This is a genomic window from Paraliobacillus zengyii, from assembly GCF_003268595.1.
GTDB lineage: Bacteria > Bacillota > Bacilli > Bacillales > Amphibacillaceae > Paraliobacillus_A > Paraliobacillus_A zengyii.
The window spans coordinates 3,289,342-3,308,643 of sequence record NZ_CP029797.1 but is presented as its reverse complement, the minus strand read 5'-3'; the positions used below and the strand labels follow the sequence as shown (position 1 = coordinate 3,308,643).

Genomic DNA, 19,302 nt, shown 5'->3' with positions numbered 1-19,302 from the left:
TTTCAAATTTAGTTTAGTATCACCGTCGATAAGGCTCCACTTTAATTGAAGTATAATGCGGTTAATTTAGTGGGAACGAAAGGACGCTAACAACCTGTTTAGTTCGACTAACAAGCCGTGGAAGTGCGGATTGTTAGTCGAACTTTATATCTTATTCTAACATTAGATGACAAATTAATAGAAGGGACTTTTTAAAAAGTTGTTTTAAAATTTGTATGATGCTTTAAAATAGCTGAAATTCAAGGTTTAACTAGCTTCAAAGTTTCGTGAAGAGTAAAAAAGAAGACGAATATAGTTCAAACTGTTTTACATTATTAGGCGCGACAAGTAAACTATCGTTATAATTAGAAAGTTAGACGGATAGAGAGGAGGCTACAAAATGATCGGTTCATTTTTAGTGCAATTTATGATAATTGGTATACTTGGAGTCGGTTCCCAATGGGTAGCTTGGCGATTTCGTTTTCCTGCAATTGTCGTTATGTCAATTGTTGGTTTACTTGCAGGTCCTATTTTTAGTATTATTCATCCGGAACAGGACTTTGGTGACATGTATCGTCCCTTTATTTCCGTAGCAGTTGCGATTATCTTGTTTGAAGGTAGTTTGAATTTAAATTTTAAAGAAGTACGAGGATTAGGTAAACCTGTACTTCGAATTGTAACGTGGGGAGCTCTAATTAGTTGGGTTCTAGGCTCACTAGCTGCTCATTATGTAGCAGGATTATCATGGACTATATCCTTTGTCATTGGTGCCATTTTTATTGTAACAGGCCCAACAGTTATATTACCGTTATTACGACAGTCAAAATTAAAACCAAGGCCAGCTAAAATTCTGAAATGGGAAGGCATTATTGTCGACCCCTTTGGTGCACTACTAGCTGTGTTTGCATTTGAAATTATTGTCTTTTTAACAGCTGAAACTGCTGATATAACAGCATTACTAATCTTTATTCTAGCGTCTATTTTTGCTGTAGTACTTGGTATAGGATTCGGAAAATTGATTGGTTGGTTATTTGAAGCTGGACATATGCCAGAGTATTTAAAATCCTCGGCAGTATTAAGTGCAGTAATCGCTTGTTTTGCAATTGCAGATGAAGTAACGCATGAAACAGGTCTACTAGCTGTAACAGCTATGGGTATGACTTTAGCGAATATGGGTATTGCATCTATTCGACAGATGCGTCACTTTAAAGAAGATATATCTATCTTACTCGTATCAGCAATCTTTATTATGCTGACCGCTTCATTAACAAGAGAAACATTAATTCAAGTCTTTAATCCTGAAATTATAGGCTACGTACTTTTAATGTTATTTTTAGTTCGTCCACTATCCATCTTTATATCGACGATAGGAACTGATTTGAAGTTTAATGAAAAAATCCTAGTAGGTTGGATCGCACCTCGCGGAATTGTTGCACTAACAGTGGCGAGCTATTTTGCTTCTGTTTTTACAGATGGAGATTTTGAAGGTGCAGAGATCATCACATCTATAACATTTGCTCTCGTATTCTTTACTGTTTGTGCACACGGGTTTTCAATTGGTTGGTTAGCGAAAAAATTAGATTTATCCTCAGATGGTAAACCAGGTGCATTAATTGTAGGTAGTAATCAATTCTCCGTCGCCTTAGCGAAGGTAATGAATGAATTAAAAGTACCTATTTTAATTAGTGATTCATCGTGGGAACGTCTTTATAAAGCGAGACAGGCAGGAATAGATATCCATCATGGAGAAATTTTATCAGAGCAGACGGAGTATACGGTCGATATGACGCCGTATGATTACTTGATTGCTGCCACTGAATATGATTCTTATAATGCTTTAGTAGCTTCTACGTTTGTCCCAGAGTTCGGTAGAAAAGACGTTTATCGACTTTCTATTCAACACAATAGTGGTGATAATATAGAAGATATGGACCATACAATTGGTGGAAGAATATTATTCACTCGAGATGTCGCTTTGGATGATTTAGCACATAAAGTAGAAATCGGTTATGTATTCCGAAAGACAACATTAACAGAGCAATATACATTTAAAAATTATCGTGATAACTGTGAACCACATACCGTTTTATTATTTGTGCTAAAAGCAAACGGAAAACTACTTTTCTTTACGGAGGAACTAACAATTTCACCAGAAGTAGGTGATACGGTCATCAGTTTAACACCACCAAGCAAGGAATTTAATAAGATGAGAGAAAAGATTGAAGAACAACGAAATGATAAACAATCATAATAAAAAGGGGCATGCAAAAAATAGCATGGCCCTTTTTTCGTGCTATTTGTTAGGATGAATGCATATTTTTTAAAAGAAAGGGTATTACATAATGTGTATAGGTATCTCTTATGCATTTCATACAGTTTGTACATTATAAGGAGATGCGATATCCAGTAGTCTACAGATGTAATAGATATAAAAAAGGAGGGAGTTAAATTAATTAGGAATATATAAGTGAACTAAAACCCTTTTTTTAGCATATTTAAAGTATTTGCCAAGAAAAAAGAGTATTTAAGCTTATAACTACATATACACCGCTCCTTTTTATTACAGGCTTATATTTGTCGTAAGAAGCAGTGTAACTAAAGCTTAGCGTATTTGTTAAGAAATCTACGTTACACTATAATAGTAATAGTCTGAATAATATGGTTATCGTGTACCATCATCCCAATAGAGGAGGGAACAAGTAATTGAAACTATTCCAAATACTCGATAATTTTTTATTGAAATTAGAAGAGATTATCTTAAGTTATTCCGTTTTATTAATTGCAGTTATGGTTGTTGGAAACGTACTTAGTCGTGCGATTACAGGGAAAAGTTGGTTCTTTGCAGCTGAGATTAGTTTGTTTGCTGTAATTATCGCAACTTTTATGGGAATCAGTTATGCTGCACGAAAAGGACGACATATTAGTATGTCAGCATTTTATGATTTAGCTCCATTTAAAGTTAGAAAAGTATTGGCAATATTTATTCCATTAGTTACTGCAATTGTTCTTTTTGTTGTTTCTTATTACTCTTTCAGACACGTGCAATCTGTTTATGAGAGTGGAACAGTTACAGCTGCGTTAGAATTACCAGCAGTATATATGTTAGTCTTTATCCCTATTGGGTTATTCCTAGGTGGATTACAGTACTTAAGAAATGTATGGATGAATATCAGGCACAAAGAAATTTATCTAGGCACAGATGTGAAAGATTATAATGATAAAGAAAATGATGAAGATATAAAGGATCAAATTCATGTATAGAGTTAAAATAGTAAATATGGTAGGGGAAAGGATTACACTATGCTCACGACATTAGTGACGATTATGATCGTCTTGTTATTATTAAATTTCCCGATGATGATTCCTTTAATTGCTGCCCCATTAGTGGTAATGATGATCTATTTTCCAATGATGGATCCGATGTTAATGATTCAGCAATTAAAAACTGGAATTGAATCATATGTATTATTGGCTGTGCCATTGTTTATCTTTGCTGCAGACATAATGACGACAGGGAAAACATCTAATCGTTTATTAGATTTTATTGGCTCATTTGTTGCGCATATTCGTGGTGGTTATGCGATTACAACCGCAGCTGCATGTACATTGTTTGGTGCTATTTCTGGTTCAACACAAGCAACTGTTGTAGCAATTGGAACACCAATGAGGCAACGTTTACTTAAAGCAGGTTATAAAGATTCAAGTGCAATTGCATTAATAATTAATTCCTCAGATATCGCGTTACTTGTCCCGCCTAGTATTGGAATGATTATGTATGCACTTGTTTCTGGAACTTCTGTTGGAGATTTATTCCTAGCAGGCATTATTCCAGGCTTGCTCGTGTTTCTTACATTTGCAATTTATAGTTATTTATACGCGCGTTTCAAAAAAATCCCATTAGCAGAAAAGGCAAATTGGGGTGAGCGTTGGAAATTTACTAAAAAAGCATTATTACCATTAGGATTTCCGATAATTGTAATAGGTGGTTTATACTCTGGTATTTTTGGACCAACAGAAGCTGCCGGTGTGTCAGTATTTTACGCTTTTATATTAGAAGTAGTAATATATCGCTCAATAAAACTGAAGGACCTACCAAATGTTGCGTTGTCAACTGGTTTAGTAACTTCCGCGGTATTTGTTTTAGTGGCTGGTGGTCAAGCATTCACATGGTTGATCTCATTCGCAAGAATACCACAGCAGATTACGGAAACAGTCCTAGGTACAGATCCTAGCGCAATATATGTACTATTAATGGTATCTTTATTCTTTTTCATAGGTTGTATGTTTGTTGATCCAATAGTTGTTATTTTAGTTTTAACACCAATCTTTTTACCAGCGGCAACAGCAGCAGGTATCGACCCTGTTCATCTTGGAATTATCGTAACGTTCCAAGCAGCTTTGGGTTCTGCAACACCGCCATTTGGTGTCGATATATTCACCGCCAGTGCGGTTTATCAAAAACCTTATTTAGAGGTTATTAAGGGAACGCCACCATTTATTGTTATGTTATTAGTAATTGGTGCACTCTTAATCTTTATACCGGATATTTCACTAGCTTATCGTTGGTTCATCCCATCGTAGAGTAGTGATATCATATATAACAAATTTATTAGGGGGTAAGGCATATTTTTAAGAAAAAATATCTTTTCGGTTTATTAACAGTTCTCGCACTTAGCTTTTTATTAGTAGCTTGTGGAGGGGAAGAAGAAACAGAAACGGACACAGGAAGCGACACAGAAGGTGATGATACAGCATCATCTGATATTGAAGCTGCTACATGGCGTTTTGTAACAGAAGAAGTTTCTGGTCAAGTACAATATGAATATGCAGCTGAATTTGCTGCACGTATAGATGAAAAGACAGATGGAGCAATCACTGTTGAACCATATGAATATGGTGGTTTAGGTAGTGAAACTGACCAAGTAGAACTATTGCAAAATGGTGGAGTTGAAATGGCAGTTATGTCACCAGGTTTTACAGGTGGAATGGTTAAAGAGGGACAAATTTTTGCTCTTCAATTCCTATTTCCAGATAGTGTAGAAACAACGCAAGAAATTTTAGAAACAAGTGAAGCATTAAACACTGATTTACGTGAGCGTTATGAAGAATATAATATCTCGCCATTATCATTCTGGACAGAAGGTGCAATGCAGTGGACGAGTTCAACACCACTTGAAACACCTGAAGATTTTCAGGATTTCAAAATGCGTACACAAGAATCACCTTTAATCCTTGAATCTTATCGTGCATATGGTGCAGAGCCAACAGCAATGAGCTGGAGTGAGTTATATACTGCATTAGATAACGGCACTGTGCAAGGACAAGAAAATCCAATCTTCTTTATTGGAGATGCTTCATTTAATGAAGTTCAGGATTACATGACGATCTCTAATCATAATAACTATGTAGCAATGACTACAGTTAATACAGATTGGTACAATGGTCTAGATGACAATGTAAAAGATATTGTTGATGAGACAGTAGAAGAGATGCAAGAATGGGTATTCGATGAACAAGCAAGTCAAAACGAAGAGTTCTTAGAAACAATTAAGAATGACACGGATAACCCAACAGAAGTTGTTGAGTTAACAGAAGAACAACGTGATGCATTTAGAGAACTAGCTGTTCCTGTTCGTGATTTCTATCGCGATGAAGTATCAGAGGTAGATGGTGCAATTCTTGATAAGTTAGAAGAAGAAATTGAAGCAGCACAATAAGCATAATCAAAAAAACCAGGCTCTCAACTAATGAGCCTGGTTTTTTGATTATAAAATATCTTGTTCATCTTCAGGTTGTTGTTTTTTCCATTCATGATAAAAGTGTGAAATGATTGTTTTAATTACTGCATATGCTGGTATTATAAACAGTAGTCCAAGAAAACCAGCAATACCACCAGCAGCAAGAATTAATGTAATGACAGTTAACGGATGAATTTGTAGTACCTTGCCCATTACATTAGGTGAAATGAAATTACTCTCAATTTGTTGCGCTATAATCATAACAACGGCAGCCCATACCCCGAGTATTGGATCTTGGAAGAGACCGACAATAACAGCAGGTACTGCAGATAAAAATGGACCGACAAATGGAATGAAGTTCATTAAGACTGCGAATAATGCAAGTGTTAATGAATAGGGCAGATCAATAATGACGTATCCAATATAGAGCATAATACCAACGCAAACACTAACAATAAATTGTCCTTGAATAAAGGAAGCTAATGTGTGATTAATATCCCCCATTAATGTTTTATAGCTTTTTGCTTTCGCTTTGCTTAAAAACTGTGTAATAAATGGAACAAACTTATACCCATCTTTCAACATAAAGAATAGGAAGAAAGGGATAAGGAAGAAAGAAAATACAAAGCCGAATATTTGTCCAACTGCATCAAGTAGAAAAGATGTAATGTTTTCTACATAGGTGTTTAGGTTATCTGTAACATTCTGAATGGTAGTCTCGAGTTGTTCTGGAATATAATCTTGATTATTTTGCCATAAGTTTATTAACTCCTCTGCGGTCGAAATCATACTTGGTGTATTCGAGACAAGTTTATTAAATTGATCTTGAACAATTGGTACAATATAATTCACTCCAAAAAATCCAAGTGTAATTATTAGAAGGAATACAATGAAAATACTGATGAGACGTGGAACTTTGTATTTTTCTAATAGATTCACAAGCGGATTAGTAACGTAAAAAATAACTCCCGCTCCAATGATTGGTACGGCAATTGCTGTCAGATAGGCGACCAATGGTGCAAAAACAAAATTAGTTATCGAAATTAAATAAATAAGTACGAAAATTAATATGGTTGTTATTAGAATTCGAAACCATTTTTGATGCATCAAAAAAAACCACTTCCTTTATTGAAATTTTTTAGTATGTATTTTAACAGTATTTACTATAAGAATAGCATATAAAACTACAATCTTCTAATATTTTAAATATAGTAAAAAAAGATAGTTTTGTTGACAATATCTCACAGTAGACTTAATATAAAATACATGAATAAAGGGGAGTAGCTGTTACAATTATATCGTCAATACGAGAGAATATCTCCGGTATAATTGGCAACGAAAGTTGTTAGCAAGACCTTTACCAGTAAAAATGGTAAAGGTCTATTTCTATGTTGAAAAATAAAGACCAATTATTTATTAATAGAAATAGGGGGAATACTAATGGATGCACAATTGTTAATTGAATATGGTTGGGTATTAATTGTACTTGTTGGTTTGGAAGGGATCTTGGCAGCTGATAATGCACTTGTTTTAGCTATTATGGTAAAGCATTTACCAGATGATCAACGTAAAAAGGCTTTGTTTTATGGTTTAGCTGGTGCTTTTGTATTACGCTTTGCATCATTGTTTGTTATTTCATTTTTAGTAGATGTTTGGCAAGTACAAGCAATTGGAGCACTTTACCTATTGTTTATATCTGGTAATCATATGTATCAAAAGTTTCGAAAAGGCTCGGAAAAAGAAGAAAAAGAGAAAAAAGTTAAAAACAGTGGTTTTTGGCCTACAGTTGTAAAGGTGGAATTTGCTGATGTTGCCTTCGCAGTTGATTCTATTTTAGCAGCTGTGGCGTTAGCGGTCGCACTTCCACCTACTAGTCTGCCCAATATTGGTAGTTTAGATGGTGGTCAATTTCTCGTTGTATTTGCTGGAGGTATGATTGGTCTAATTATCATGCGTTTTGCTGCCAATGTATTTGTTCGAATATTACATGAGCGTCCGGGTTTAGAAGTTGCAGCCTTCGCTATTGTTGGTTGGGTCGGTATTAAACTAGTAGTTAGTGTTCTCTCCCATGATGCAGTTCAAATTTTATCACATGGTTTTGCACATTCCTTAGCTTGGAAATTAACATTTTACATTGTTCTCATAGGGATTGCACTTGCTGGTTGGTTTTTATCAAGTGTTCAAAAAGTTGAAGAGCGTGCATTATAAATAAGTTCAAAGCAGCCTATCCTTTACTTAAGGAATACTATATTAATTGAAAGGAAGATAATAATGGCATTACATCAATTTCATCTAGAAGCAGATTGGACTGGAGGTCGTAATAGCGTTGGTAAAATTGAAGCAGGTAATCTTCAAACCGAAATTTCGATCCCAACAGAAATGGACGGTCCAGGAATTGGTACGAATCCAGATGAAATGTTACTTGGGGCGGCAGCTACTTGCTATTTGATTACATTAGCTGCAATGATAGAACGAGCAAATCTACCATTAGAAACGATAAAATTAACTTCAGTTGGTGAAGTCGATGTAACAAATGGTATTTTCACCTATCAAAAGATTACACATCGACCATTAGTACAGTTAAAAGTGGAAGCAAGTGAAAGAGATTTAGACATACTTAAAGTACTTGTGAAAAAAGCAGAGTCTACCTGTATGATTTCAAAAGCAGTGCAAGGAAATGTAACAATTGAACTCGAACCGGAAATTTCGATTGCACGATTATAGATTGCTATCATAACTTTTGTTAAATATCTTGACAAAAGAGTTATGAAATTGTAATCTATTCCTTATAAAACTTATCGGATTAAGTGTAATTCGATAAGTTTTTACTTTTGTTTTTATTTAGCATAATACTACATACATATGGGGGAATTAGCTTGGATACAGTATTTATTCTTATCAACATTGCATTAATGTTAGCACTAATAGGTTTATTAATTTTCATGCAAAAAAGACATGTCTCTTTCAGTAAAAGAGTCTTTACAGGTTTAGGGTTAGGAATACTCTTAGGGGTGTTATTACAAGTAGCATATCCTGCTGATTCAGAGATAGTAAGTACTACAACAGAATGGTATAACATACTTGGCCGTGGCTATGTACAATTACTAATGATGATTGTTATTCCGCTAGTTATGGTATCAATCATTCAATCTATTATAAACTTAGAAAAGTCGGCTGATCTAGGTAAGATGTCAGCTTGGATTATTGGTATCCTTGTTGGAACGGCAATGGTTGCAGCGTTAGTCGGTATTGTGGCAGCTTCTGTATTCAATTTAGATGCTAACCAAATTGAAATAGGTCAAGCCGAACAAGATAGAGGATTCGCTTTAGAAGAAACACTTGGAGAAGTAGAAAACTTATCTACACCAGACAAAATATTAAGTTTTATTCCAGCTAATCCATTTTTGGATATGACAGGACAACGTTCAACCTCAACGATAGCTGTTGTAATCTTTTCTGTGTTTATTGGTGTAGCAGTATTAGGTGTGAGACGCAAAAAACCAGAAGAAGCAGCAAAATTCACTGAGATAATCAATGCGGTATATGCTGTCGTAATGCGAATTGTAACGTTAATATTACGATTAACACCATTTGGTATTTTAGGTCTAATGGCTAATACAGTTGCCGGAACAGATGTCGCTGGAATACTAGAACTCGGTAAATTCGTTGGAGCTTCTTATGTAGCATTAATTGCAATGTTTATAATTCATTTAATTGTTTTAGCATTGTTTGGCTTAAATCCACTAACTTTTTTAAGAAAAGTATTACCGGTATTAGGTTTTGCCTTCACATCACGTTCAAGTGCGGGTACAATACCACTGAATATCCAAGCACAAAAGAATAGTTTAGGTGTGCATGAGGGAATTGCAAACATGTCTGCATCATTTGGTGCAACAATCGGTCAAAATGGTTGTGCAGGAATTTACCCAGCTATGTTAGCTGTAATGATTGCACCATCACAAGGCATTGATCCACTGTCATTTGGTTTCATTGTTCAATTAATTTTAATTATTGGAATTAGTTCATTTGGTGTTGCAGGTGTTGGTGGCGGTGCAACGTTTGCAGCATTAATCGTTTTATCATCAATGAACTTACCAGTTGCGTTAGCTGGTCTACTTATTTCAGTAGAACCATTAATCGATATGGGACGTACTGCATTGAATGTTAATGGTGCGATGTTATCTGGAACATTAACATCAAAAATTATGCGTAAGTTAAATATAAAAACCTATAACAACCCAACAGCGATCGAAAAAGATACAACTATCTAATAATGAAAGACAGTTCTCATCAACAATACTACTGTTTAAATGTCATAGTAGATAGAAACTACGACGTAAGATTATAAAGGTTAAGTTATATAATTCCTTGTTAATCTGTCGCTACGTAAAAATACTCGCTTTCCATGGGGAACGCTTCAGCCTCCTCGTAAGCAAATGTTTTCGATGGGCCGAGTAATCGCAGGTCCAAAAATCGCTCACTGCGGGGTCTTCAGACTGTTCCTTTCCCATAGGAGTCTCGCATTTTTCCTCCGCTAGTTTGTATTGATATTTTCCTTTTCTAAAGCGGGGTGCCATAATAAACATACATTAGTCTTAAATCAAACTAGCGTATCAAGTGAAATTGGCGACACTCCTGCAGGAACAGCACATGTTTTCGATGGGATGAGTAATCGCAATCCCACGGGCTGAAGATCCACTCGGAAAGCGTACTGTGCTTATCCGAGTTAGCTGAAGCCGTGCCTGCGGAAAGGGAGCCAATTTCACTTGAGGAGCGGGTCATGGTATTCTGTTAAGTCTAATTATATCGATTCTTCAAACGATAATCTTTTAAAATATAACGAATTAAAGCGCATCTCCTCAAATGAGGAGATGCGCTTTTAGATTCTTGTTTATTTTCGAATTCGATCCATTGTCACGTAAAATGCTGGTAATAGAACGAGCGTTAATATAGTGGAGAATAATAAGCCGAAAACAATGGAAACTGCTAAGGGCTTAAAGAGTACATCTCCAGTGAAAATGATTGGTACAAGTGCCGCGATGGACGTAAGTGTTGTTAATATGATCGGACGAATACGAGCACGACCAGCTTCGGTTATAGCTTTTATTGTTGATTCATATTTTGTTTTGTTTTGTTCGATAAATTCAATCAGTAAAATGGAATTTCGGACGACAACACCAGATAAGGAAACAATACCGAGAACGGCTAAGAAACTTAATGGCTGTCCTGAGATAAATAGTCCGACAATAGCACCTGTAATCGCTAAAAAGACTGTACTTGTTACGAGCAATGGCGTTAACAAGGAGTTAAACTGAATAGCAATTGTTAAGTAAATTAAAAACAGAACGATCAAAAATAGTTTTGCAACTTCAATAAAGAAGTCTGATTCAGCAGACGATTCACCCGTTTCTAAGATTTGATAACCCTCTGGTAAATCCTCTATAGCACGAGCGATTATTTCATCTGAATCTGTAGTAAAGGACTCACTCTCATCGTCCATTTCATATCCTTCAATTGTAATCGTACGTTCTCCATCTAAGTGTGGAATTGCGCCGATTTGATCTGTTGTTTCGGTTGTAATAAATGTGTCAAAACCTACCATAGTAGGAATGCCATTTTCAGCTTGATCTGTTAACGTAATCTCTAACGTGCTTAAATCAATACCTTCTGGATTTCCGTCGTCTAATCCTAACTGGATAGGTAAACGATCAATACCATTATCGAAATAGCCAAGAGGCACGCCGATGTTAGCCAGTTGTAATGTACCAGTTATTTGATCTACACTGATATTTTCTGAAGCTAAAAAGTCCTGATCAATCTCATAGTTAATAAATGGCTGTTCTTGACTAGTGTTACTCGTGACAATTTTAGCTGTTTCTAAGCTAGCTAGTTCTTGCTTAAGGTTGTCTGAAATGGTAACAAGTTGATTAATTTCTGGCCCTTGAACCTTTACTTCAACACTTGGAGAAGGGGGTGGACCTGAAACAATAGTTTCTAAGAATAGTTCCGTAGTTGGAAATTCCGCGCGTAAATCTGGTTCCCATTGATCAATAAATGCAGTTGCACTTGTTTGATCACGATCTACACGAACAACTAATTGTCCTGTGTTTTCTCCAGACCGTGTTAAAGAGGAAGCAAATATACCAGGTAATCCACTACCACTGTAAATGGCTGTTTCACTTATATCATCTGATTGTGAAATGAGAAAACTTTCGATATCCTCAAGTTCTTGATTTGTTGATTCAAGTGTTGTTCCTTGTGGTAACGTAGCTGAGATAGTAACCTCCGAACGATCAGCGGCAGGGAAAAATTCAAAAGGCACTTTAAAAGCTAAAAGGACTAACAAAAAGCAAAGGACTACGCCACTAATGACTGTCAACCATGGTCTTTTTAAAGTTGCAGGAATAATTTTATCAGCATAACCTTTTTCCATTTTACTGAAAAGAGGTCCTAAAAGTCCGTTTGCCGATTTGGTTTTCTTCGTCTTTGAATATTTTTGTTTTGTATATTGGATTGTTGGTATCATCGTTAGTGCCAATATAGTTGAAGCTACTATTGTACAAATTAGTGCTAAAGGCAAGGAACGGATAAAGTCTCCATTACTTCCTGATAAAAATGTTAGTGGTAGAAAACTGAATACAATCATCAAGGTCGAGGTAATAATCGAAACAGATATCTCGCGTACACCATTAATTGTACCTTTAAGTGCAGATTCTCCCATTTGGAATCGCCGTTGAATATTATCATTTACTACGATCGCATCATCAACTAGAATTCCAATCGCAACAATCATTCCAATAATTGATATTTGATTTAAATCAACACCCGCATAAGGTAATGGAATTAGCCCGATTATAATCGATATGGGTATGGCTAATGCTACTAGAATGGCTGATGATAGTGGTAGCCCCAATAACATAATTACTAGTACAGCAATTAATGATATGGCGAATGAAGTAATAAGACTCGTGAAAACCTCATCTATAACTGTGCTTTGTGTGTAAAATTGGTCAACAGATACATCGTTAGGAAGACCCTGTTCTAATTCTTCAATTTTATCATTAATTTGTGCTTGTAAATTAGCAATATTTACGCCTTCTTGTGCTTGGATAGTTAGAGATAGCGCATATTGATCCTGATAACGAATAATATCATCAAGTTCATCATCTGCAACTTCTAGTGATGCAATATCTGCTAAATAAACAGGCTGATTATTTGCATTTTGCCCGATCAAAACACGCTCAAGGTCATCGATTTCTTGATAAGACTCTAGAGATAACTGATAAATAGTATCATCTTGCTGTTCGGTGCCAATCGCAGTGGGGGCAATTGCCGTATTCAGTGCCGAAATGACTTGATTAGGTTGTATTTGATTGCTACCTAAATCATCTGGATCCATGGTAATTGCGATAGATTGATCTGGTAATCCTTTTGTTAAAATTGCTTCTACCCCAGTAATCCCTGTTAATGTTTGTTCCCATTCATTTACCGACGCGCGAAGCGCAAATAGGCTAGCTTGGTTATCAGCTAATAAGTGATAGGTCGCTACGTTTGAGGTAACAATGTCAGTAGATACAGAAGCCGATTGAGCTGTTTCAGGAAAAGAAGCACTTTCCTCTGCTGCAGCTTGGCGTATCGTGCTATATACAGTGGATGCTTCAACATCACTGTCGAGTGAAATGGTTATAGTAGAAAAACCAGTAGTAGATGCGGATGATACTTCTGAAATACCATCAATATCTTCTAATGCATTTTCAAGTGGATTGGTAACTGTTTGTTCGACTTCCTCAGGATTTGCACCAGGGTATACGGTTGAAATCGATGCAATGTTTTGGCTTATTTCTGGAATGTCGCGTTTAGGTAGTTGGATATATGTAAATATGCCAGTGAATAGTAATAAAATGACAAAAACCCAAACGATTTTTCGGTAATGTAAAAGCAGTTTCATATCGTTCCTCCTTGATTTATCTATAGTGTGATTATAGCAGATCGATCATTAAAATGCTGATCAGATACACTATTTATTTTTCTGGAAATATGGAATAATAGAGATAGATATTACATAGAAAGTGTGGGGATTAGAATGTCTCAAAAAGATACATTAACAAAGTATGGAGAACTTGCGATTAAAACAGGTGTTAATGTCCAACAAGGGCAGGGATTAATTATCAATGCTCCCATTGAAGCAGTTGATTTTGTTCGAAGTCTTACAAAAGAAGCTTATAAAGCAGGGGCAAAAAATGTTCATATCCAATGGAGTGACGATCAGCTGACTTATCTAAAAATGCAACATGCACCACTTGCCGTGTTAGAAAACTTTCCAACTTGGCAAGCAGATGGTCTGATTGAAATGGTAAAGGAAGGATACTCCCTTTTAACTGTGTATGGACCAGATCCAGACTTGCTAAATGGAATTGATGGCGAACGTATCAGTGCGGTAACGAAAGCAAGTGCAAAAGCCTTAAGTGAATATCGTGATTACGTGATGAATGATCGTGTAACATGGTCAATAGTAGGTTTTGCATCGAAAGCCTGGGCAAAAAAAGTATTTCCAGATTTACCTCTAGAGGAAGCGCAAGAGAAATTATGGGAACAAATCTTTTTTATTACACGTGTAGATCAAGATGATCCAGTAGCCGCTTGGGAAAAACACAATGAAACATTAAGGTCAGCCCGAGAGTATTTAAATGAGAAACAATATAAAAAATTGATTTATCGTGCAGCAGGAACAGATTTATCAATTACTTTGCCAGATGGTCATATTTGGCAAGGTGGATCAGGGCCATCAGAAAAAGGTATAGAATTTAATGCGAATATTCCAACTGAAGAAGTGTACACCTTGCCTGATAAATATGGTGTAAATGGTACAGTTACGAGTACCAAGCCACTTAGCTATGGTGGAAACATTATCAATAATTTTAGTCTTACATTCAAGGATGGAAAAGTGGTTGATTTCTCAGCAGAAGAAGGAGAAGAATCATTAAAAAATATGCTTGATACGGATGAGGATGGTGCCAGGCGATTAGGAGAAGTGGCACTTGTACCACATGAATCTCCAATTTCAATGTCAGGATTAATTTTCTTTAATACCTTATTCGATGAAAATGCATCTTGTCATCTAGCCTTAGGAAAAGCATATCCGACCTCCATTGAAAATGGTTCGACAATGTCTAAAGAAGAGCTTGATCAATATGGGGTGAACGATAGTTTAATTCATGAAGACTTTATGATAGGTTCAAGTGATATGGACATTGATGGTGTAACAGAAACTGGAGAAACAGAAGCTGTTTTTCGAAATGGTAACTGGGCAATTCAAATATAGTTAGAAGAAATGCGTGCTCAATGAAGATTGGCACGCATATTCTTTATATATTATTCTTTTATTTGGACAACAATTTTTTTAACTCTTCTATCCGTAACATCATCTACAATAATATTTAGTTTGTCGTATGAAAAGGTAGCACCTATCTCTGGAATAGCTTCAAACTTCTCGATAATCCAACCACCAAGGGTATGATATGAACTCTTGGGAATAGGCACATTCATAATATTAGCGAAGTCATCTAAAGGATACTGTGCATCAAGCCTATAGTTAAGGTCGTCGATTTGGGAAAGAGAAGTTAACTTTTCATCTTGCTCATCCCATATTTCTCCTACAATCTCTTCTAATATATCTTCTAACGTTATTAGACCTGCTGTACCAGAGAATTCATCTAAAACAATTGCCATATGAACTTTTTCTTTTTGTAAAGTTGGTAATAAAGTTGATATTTTTGTTGATTCTACAATGAATAAGGGTTCTCTAAGCAGCTCCCTAATATTTAATTCTTTATATCTAATCATATGAGTAAGGAAATCTCTTTCTGACAATATTCCAATTATATTATCTGTATTACCTTCATAAACTGGTATTCTTGAAAACTGCTCAGAAAAGAAAACTTCTTTCATTTCATCTATTGATTGATTAACATCGATGGCTACCATATCAATGCGAGGTGTCAAAATTTCCTTAGCAATCGTATCATCAAAATCCATTGATCGGTGAATTAATTCACGTTCTTCTTTATCAATAACTCCTTCTTCTTCACTAATATCAAGCATTACTTTCAACTCATCTTCAGTAACAGAAGGCATTCCGTCACTTTTAGCGAAGAAATTCGAGACGAATACTTTTAATTTAATGAATAGAAAGTTAATAGGGGCAAGTATTTTTATTAAAAGAAATAGTATACCTGAAATTTTCAAAGCATATGTTTCAGCATGTTCTTTTGCTAAAGATTTAGGTAATATCTCTCCAAAAATTAATATTAAAATTGTCATTACAATGGTACTGATTACTATAGCGCTATTTCCGCCGACTAAATCGGTAGCTATTTTTGTAGAAATACTTGCAGCTGCAATGTTAACGATGTTATTACCGATTAAAATTGTCGACAATGACTTATCGAAATTTTCTGAAATATATAATGCTTTTTTACTTCCACTTTTGCCTGCTTCAGCAAATTTTTTAATTCTAATTTTGTTGAGACTAGAATAAGCTGTTTCGGCAGACGAGAAAAAGGCTGATAACAGGATTAAAGATATAAGTAAAAAAATCGCATTCAGTGGTAAATCGTCCAAAAATGTCACACTCCTAATAGTTTAAAAAAATTTTTGAAACCTTAATTGAAAAGGTATACAAAAGGTATTATAATATAAAGCTTTATACGTGTACAGTTAATTGTATAGGAGTTAGATCTTAAAGATAAAATAATTAGTTAGTAAATTACTCTGAATAATTACAAGGATTACATTAAATTAAAAATCCATTACAAGTTGATTAACGGCATTTAAATTTGCTTATCTTATCATATAATGGGTATATATATAAGAGATCTTTCAACTAGATAAGGGTGAGTGAAATGAAGCGAGATGCTTTTTTTGATAATGCTAAATTTATATTAATTTTTTTAGTAGTATTTGGTCATATGATTCAACCGTTTACGCATGATTCAGCAATTATGCGTGTCAGCTATGATTTTATCTATCTATTTCATATGCCTGCATTTATTCTGCTAAGTGGATTCTTTGCTAAAGGAATAGGAAATGCAGGGTATATTTGGAATTTAACTAAAAAGTTAGTCTTTCCGTATGTGGTATTTCAGGGTGTATATTCGGCGTATTACTTTTTAATTGGAAACGCTAGTTGGCAAACCCCACTATTTCAACCACATTGGTCATTATGGTTTTTACTAAGTTTATTCTCTTGGCATCTGTTATTAATACTATTTAAGAAAATATCACCAATGGCAGGGATTATTATCGCAGTGGGAATTGGAATTAGTGCTGGTTATATAAATGGTATCGGAGCGGAATATAGTCTTTCTAGAACTTTTGTCTTCTTCCCATTCTTCTTAATTGGTTACTGGATAACAAAAGATCAAATAAAAAATTTAACGCATCCAATTGTGAAACAAGTAAGTTTTGCAACAATGAGTCTCGTAGTAATACTACTTGTCTATCTACCTAGCTTTTCATCGCATTGGTTACTCGGATCGTTTGCTTTTGCAGATTTAGATCAACCAATATGGGGAGGTTTCATACGTCTAGGTATTTATCTTATTGCAACAATATTAACCTGTAGCTTATTTGCCTGGATTCCTCGCAAACAATATAGATGGACCAATTTTGGCAAACAAACACTTTATGTTTATTTATTGCATGGATTATTCATCCAATTCTTTCGAGAAGCAGGTTGGTTCAGAGTAGATCACATACTTGATGTCTTCGGATTAGCTGTCTTATCGCTTTTAATCGTTTTGCTATTATCAAGCAAAACAGTGTTCATGTCTTTTCAACCAATTATCGAGGGCAGATTAACTGAGATCAATCAAAGATTAACAGAAAGAAAAACCAGAAAAAACAAACAAGTAAACTATCAATAACAAAGACCTTTTTCGCGAGTATTGTTATGCTATTTGGATTTTAGAGAAACTACGACGTACCATTCTTATCACAAACAAAAATCTATTAATTTAGACACGATACGCTACGCAAGCCAATGGTCTCCCTTTCCGCAGGCACGTCTCATAGCCGTCAAGCTAAGGATAAAATATAGAAAAACAAAACAGTATCTAAACAACTTTTTACTAAATATTGAATTATTTTACAACAAGGTAAATAAGAAACGTTTCCTGCTTTATTGTGGAAATTTTATACAGTTGTTCTATGTTGCTTTAACGGTTCTTTCATACGCAAGATATAGAATGTCAAAAGGACTCTTATGTTGATAACGATGGTCTTTCCTTCCATGCCTGTAGACATTTTGATAGATATTCTTTATCAATGTAATAAAGGAATCGCTATGATACAACGCTTGGCCTTGATCCTCTTCAATGGCACTTTTCACATGATCGATAGATTTGAACTCACTGCTTTCGATCTGATGCTTCTGATAAAGATAATACCGACATTGAAAAGCAATCATAGAGGATAGAAGAATATGAATTAACGTACCATATAAATGGCACGCAAACCGTTCAGGATTCATTGCGCGCACCTTGTCGATATGAAATAATGATTTCCATGTTTTAAATAGAATTTCCACTTGCCAACGCAACGAATAAATCGGATATAGCTCTTGCATCTCTACCTGATCCGATGTTATATTGGTGGCAAGGATTTGGATTTGATTTTTTTTGGTGGCGGATTGGGTGTGACCCCCTTTCCGTCTTCTCTTTTGTAAATACCCCTCTCTTTTCTTTTTTTGTTCCTCGGTTAATTGTTGCACGACCAGACGTGTTTGGAGTGTGTTTTTCCCTTTCTTTCCGATTTGAATGTGCCCATAATCTATCGCTTCTCCATGTTCCAATTTTTTTGCATCTTCTTCTGGTTTGATTTGCATCATCTTCCCTTTTTTATCCCATGTCCAAAACGTCATATTGGCAGGGACACGTGAGATATAAAAGCCACCTGCACGATCTATTTTCTTCAAGTGTTCCCCAGAAAAGTAACCCAAATCGCGCAAGATAAGATCTCCTGGTTCAATTGTGTCTGCCAATTCCCGTGCTGCATGTTGGTCGCTTTTTGTTTGGTCATAAAGGAATGTATGCAGAAATTTCCCTTCAAATAGTTCATATTCTAATTGGATTTTGGCACCATCCGGGTGATCTGGATCATTTTTAGGTACACCAAAAGAAGTGGCGTCTAAAATACGGATACGAGAAAATAAATGATCTATATATAATGGACGCATAAAAATAGCTTGTTGTTCAGCTAGTTGATTAAAAATCCCCTGGAGAAAGGCAACACCTTTCGCATCGAAACGTTGATGTAGGGCCTGTTTAGATATATCCGCACCGGATATGCGCGTGATACTTGAACATAGATTCCCCAAACCACTAGAGCCTACTGTTTCTTTTAAAAAGGCACAAATACTTAAGAAATCTTCTGGCTTTAATTTATTTTGGCGTTGAACAAACCCTATTTCACGCGCCCATTGACGCACCTCAGAGACTGATAACACTTGATGAATGCCTTGAATAAATGGCTCCATTTCTTTCTTGAAATACATCGACATCCCCTCCAAATAACTATTTCTTATCCG

Annotated in this window: 13 protein-coding genes; 9 read left to right on the top strand and 4 right to left on the bottom strand. The window is 35.5% G+C overall.

All coding sequences use genetic code 11. The annotated features are described in order from the left end of the window. The first annotated feature begins 379 nt into the window (after positions 1-379). The 4 genes from DM447_RS16345 to DM447_RS16330 all read left to right on the top strand — a co-directional run bounded on the left by DM447_RS16345 (position 380) and on the right by DM447_RS16330 (position 5,696). On the top strand, positions 380-2,230 hold the full coding sequence (locus tag DM447_RS16345; RefSeq protein WP_112182254.1) for a cation:proton antiporter: 1,851 nt from the start codon (positions 380-382) through the stop codon (positions 2,228-2,230). A gap of 452 nt (positions 2,231-2,682) precedes the next feature. Continuing rightward, positions 2,683-3,240: a TRAP transporter small permease gene (locus DM447_RS16340; RefSeq protein ID WP_112182253.1), complete on the top strand. Its 558-nt coding sequence runs from the start codon at positions 2,683-2,685 to the stop codon at positions 3,238-3,240. Positions 3,241-3,279: 39 nt separating this feature from the next. Next, a complete protein-coding gene (locus DM447_RS16335; protein WP_112182252.1) occupies positions 3,280-4,560 on the top strand; it encodes a TRAP transporter large permease in 1,281 nt (426 codons plus the stop codon). Between the two features lie 44 nt (positions 4,561-4,604). Further along, complete coding sequence (locus tag DM447_RS16330) at positions 4,605-5,696, top strand: DctP family TRAP transporter solute-binding subunit (protein WP_112182251.1); 1,092 nt, start codon at positions 4,605-4,607, stop codon at positions 5,694-5,696. Between the two features lie 48 nt (positions 5,697-5,744). On the opposite strand, the gene DM447_RS16325 is transcribed toward DM447_RS16330, so the two are convergent. Continuing rightward, positions 5,745-6,824: an AI-2E family transporter gene (locus DM447_RS16325; RefSeq protein WP_332871762.1), complete on the bottom strand. Its 1,080-nt coding sequence runs from the start codon at positions 6,822-6,824 to the stop codon at positions 5,745-5,747. Between the two features lie 333 nt (positions 6,825-7,157). Here DM447_RS16325 and DM447_RS16320 point away from each other — a divergent pair, with 333 nt between their 5' ends. The 3 genes from DM447_RS16320 to DM447_RS16310 all read left to right on the top strand — a co-directional run bounded on the left by DM447_RS16320 (position 7,158) and on the right by DM447_RS16310 (position 9,988). Further along, the gene (locus tag DM447_RS16320) at positions 7,158-7,925 is read left to right on the top strand and encodes a TerC family protein (protein WP_112182249.1); all 768 of its coding nucleotides are present in this window, start codon (positions 7,158-7,160) and stop codon (positions 7,923-7,925) included. A gap of 63 nt (positions 7,926-7,988) precedes the next feature. Next, on the top strand, positions 7,989-8,441 hold the full coding sequence (locus DM447_RS16315; protein ID WP_112182248.1) for an OsmC family protein: 453 nt from the start codon (positions 7,989-7,991) through the stop codon (positions 8,439-8,441). Between the two features lie 152 nt (positions 8,442-8,593). After that, positions 8,594-9,988 carry an L-cystine transporter gene (locus DM447_RS16310; protein ID WP_112182247.1) on the top strand — a complete coding sequence of 465 codons (1,395 nt, stop codon included), beginning with the start codon at positions 8,594-8,596 and terminating at the stop codon, positions 9,986-9,988. A 620-nt stretch (positions 9,989-10,608) separates the two neighbouring features. Here the strand turns inward: DM447_RS16310 and DM447_RS16305 are convergent. After that, complete coding sequence (locus DM447_RS16305; RefSeq protein WP_112182246.1) at positions 10,609-13,665, bottom strand: efflux RND transporter permease subunit; 3,057 nt, start codon at positions 13,663-13,665, stop codon at positions 10,609-10,611. Between the two features lie 135 nt (positions 13,666-13,800). On the opposite strand from DM447_RS16305, the gene DM447_RS16300 reads away from it, so the two are divergent. Further along, entirely contained in the window at positions 13,801-15,039 is a 1,239-nt protein-coding gene (locus DM447_RS16300; RefSeq protein WP_112182245.1) for an aminopeptidase, read from the top strand. 50 nt (positions 15,040-15,089) lie between these two features. On the opposite strand, the gene DM447_RS16295 is transcribed toward DM447_RS16300, so the two are convergent. After that, positions 15,090-16,337 carry a hemolysin family protein gene (locus DM447_RS16295; protein ID WP_112182244.1) on the bottom strand — a complete coding sequence of 416 codons (1,248 nt, stop codon included), beginning with the start codon at positions 16,335-16,337 and terminating at the stop codon, positions 15,090-15,092. A gap of 281 nt (positions 16,338-16,618) precedes the next feature. Between DM447_RS16295 and DM447_RS16290 the strand changes: the two genes are divergently transcribed. Further along, positions 16,619-17,641: an acyltransferase family protein gene (locus tag DM447_RS16290; RefSeq protein WP_112182243.1), complete on the top strand. Its 1,023-nt coding sequence runs from the start codon at positions 16,619-16,621 to the stop codon at positions 17,639-17,641. Between the two features lie 281 nt (positions 17,642-17,922). Here the strand turns inward: DM447_RS16290 and DM447_RS16285 are convergent, their stop codons facing one another. Further along, the gene (locus DM447_RS16285; protein WP_162632678.1) at positions 17,923-19,269 is read right to left on the bottom strand and encodes an IS4 family transposase; all 1,347 of its coding nucleotides are present in this window, start codon (positions 19,267-19,269) and stop codon (positions 17,923-17,925) included. Between the last annotated feature and the right edge of the window lie 33 nt (positions 19,270-19,302).

Bases quoted from the DNA above. Each gene is read 5' to 3' on its own strand.
- DM447_RS16285 (WP_162632678.1), bottom strand. From the start codon at position 19,269: ATGTATTTCAAGAAAGAAATGGAGCCATTTATTCAAGGCATTCATCAA.
- DM447_RS16290 (WP_112182243.1), top strand. From the start codon at position 16,619: ATGAAGCGAGATGCTTTTTTTGATAATGCTAAATTTATATTAATTTTT.
- DM447_RS16305 (WP_112182246.1), bottom strand. From the start codon at position 13,665: ATGAAACTGCTTTTACATTACCGAAAAATCGTTTGGGTTTTTGTCATT.
- DM447_RS16320 (WP_112182249.1), top strand. From the start codon at position 7,158: ATGGATGCACAATTGTTAATTGAATATGGTTGGGTATTAATTGTACTT.
- DM447_RS16345 (WP_112182254.1), top strand. From the start codon at position 380: ATGATCGGTTCATTTTTAGTGCAATTTATGATAATTGGTATACTTGGA.
- DM447_RS16335 (WP_112182252.1), top strand. From the start codon at position 3,280: ATGCTCACGACATTAGTGACGATTATGATCGTCTTGTTATTATTAAAT.
- DM447_RS16315 (WP_112182248.1), top strand. From the start codon at position 7,989: ATGGCATTACATCAATTTCATCTAGAAGCAGATTGGACTGGAGGTCGT.
- DM447_RS16325 (WP_332871762.1), bottom strand. From the start codon at position 6,824: ATGCATCAAAAATGGTTTCGAATTCTAATAACAACCATATTAATTTTC.
- DM447_RS16300 (WP_112182245.1), top strand. From the start codon at position 13,801: ATGTCTCAAAAAGATACATTAACAAAGTATGGAGAACTTGCGATTAAA.